At 39.0% G+C, this 1575-nt stretch carries 3 protein-coding genes; all 3 read right to left on the bottom strand.

Going from position 1 to position 1575, the window contains the following annotated elements; genetic code table 11:
* On the bottom strand, positions 1-131 hold a 131-nt coding region (locus tag EDD77_RS17865), incomplete at its 3' end, for a zeta toxin family protein (protein WP_132587467.1).
* A gap of 199 nt (positions 132-330) precedes the next feature.
* The gene (locus tag EDD77_RS17860; RefSeq protein ID WP_002578722.1) at positions 331-1107 is read right to left on the bottom strand and encodes an ANT(9) family aminoglycoside nucleotidyltransferase; all 777 of its coding nucleotides are present in this window, start codon (positions 1105-1107) and stop codon (positions 331-333) included.
* Between the two features lie 24 nt (positions 1108-1131).
* The coding region (locus EDD77_RS17855; protein ID WP_172733339.1) for a nucleoside phosphorylase at positions 1132-1575 on the bottom strand (444 nt) is incomplete at its 5' end.

Genomic DNA, 1575 nt, shown 5'->3' with positions numbered 1-1575 from the left:
TAATGAAAAAAGTCGTCTGTGTGCATATGCACAGATTTATCCATGTTCGATTCTTTTGCGACAATCGACGCAGTTGTTGTCTTTCCTGTTCCCGGCGAACCTGTAATCACAATAATTCTTCCTTGATTCATCTACATTCTCCCTCGCAATTCAGATTTACCGCTCTCTTTCTGATTTTGGAGCGTTTCTTCTCTCAAGATTGAAATGGGCGGGAAGCCATTTTAGGGCTTTCCCGCCTTGATTGCCCATCAGCAAAGACGGGCGGGACTGTCAACGGCGGCGCATTTATGCGCCGTTCATCTTGACCGTTGATTGGCCCCGCTAACTTTGCTACTCTGTTCTAAGTAATTCCTCAATTTGTTTTTTCATATATTCTACAAGTGCCATCGCTTCCTTTTCTACTGTCTCCCATTCATCAGACAAATTTCCCAAATAAGCTTCCTTTGCCGTTGTTAGCAGGGGGGGAAATCTCTCCGGCAATTTTAAAATTACCCATTTTGCGGCAACATCTTTTGTCGTGATTTCTTCTGTTACTAAAGTAAACCACATTCGTGATAAGGTTAATAACACATTTCTTTCATCACCCTTAAAGCTGGAAATCAAACCAGGTAAAGAAAACCGAATTGCTTTTTTAATTTCGTGAAATGGGATAGCGGGAATAAGCTCTTTGCTTTCCGCCCCCTTCAAAGTTATGCTATTTTTTCTTGCTTGCCATAATAAAATCATTATATCTGGGTCATTGCAGGCTTGCGGATATTCTCCTGCTTCCATCTCTCCCCTTAGCCATTCACCATACATATACTGACATTTTGGCGGAAATTGCAACGGAACAATATCAGATTGATTGATAATAGTTACCTCTAAAGGTCTTTTTTCAATACAGCCTACGGAGCCAGAAATTTTCAATAATTGCTTTGTTAGATCTGCTCTGATTGAATTACTCAATTCTTGTTTAGTAATTATCAGTATATCTATATCACTATCTGGACGCAGCCCATTCATTGTTGCTGAACCATATAAATATATCCCCAATATTTGACCTTGTAATATGGTTTCTGCTATTGAAATAACTTGATTTACTTGTTGTGGAAATTCATTTATATTCATTGTAACTCCTATATGTATTTATTTTTACTCCTCAACAACTGATAAAACAGCGTCTAAGGCTAATTCTAAGGCTATGGATATACTTGTTTTTCCCCATTCTCTTTCTTGGTATTTATGAGGGTCTGCAAGAGTATCGGCTGAAAAAAGCAGCATAGCCCATGTAACTTTTCTAAATTTTGCACACGCCGCCAATGCGGAACATTCCATTTCTACTACTTGACATCCCTCTTCTTTCCGATACTGAACCATTTCTACTGTTTCTCGATAAAAACCGTCTGTTGTCCATGTTTTAACTTCCCAATATGGTATATTCTTTTGGCTTAAAGCAGATTCAATCGCATTTATACCAGCCTTTGAAATCTCTACTTCTCGGGAGGGAGGAAGATAATGGTAAGATGTTCCCTCATCTCTCAATGCAGAAACAGGTATCAAAAATCTATTTTCCGGGATGTCTTCCAATACGCCGCA

Source organism: Allofournierella massiliensis, from assembly GCF_004345265.1.
Taxonomy (GTDB): Bacteria; Bacillota; Clostridia; order Oscillospirales; family Ruminococcaceae; genus Allofournierella; species Allofournierella massiliensis.
The sequence above is the reverse complement of the archived record's forward strand: the minus strand, read 5'-3'. Positions and strand labels throughout refer to the sequence as shown.

Bases quoted from the DNA above. Each gene is read 5' to 3' on its own strand.
- EDD77_RS17860 (WP_002578722.1), bottom strand. From the start codon at position 1,107: ATGAATATAAATGAATTTCCACAACAAGTAAATCAAGTTATTTCAATA.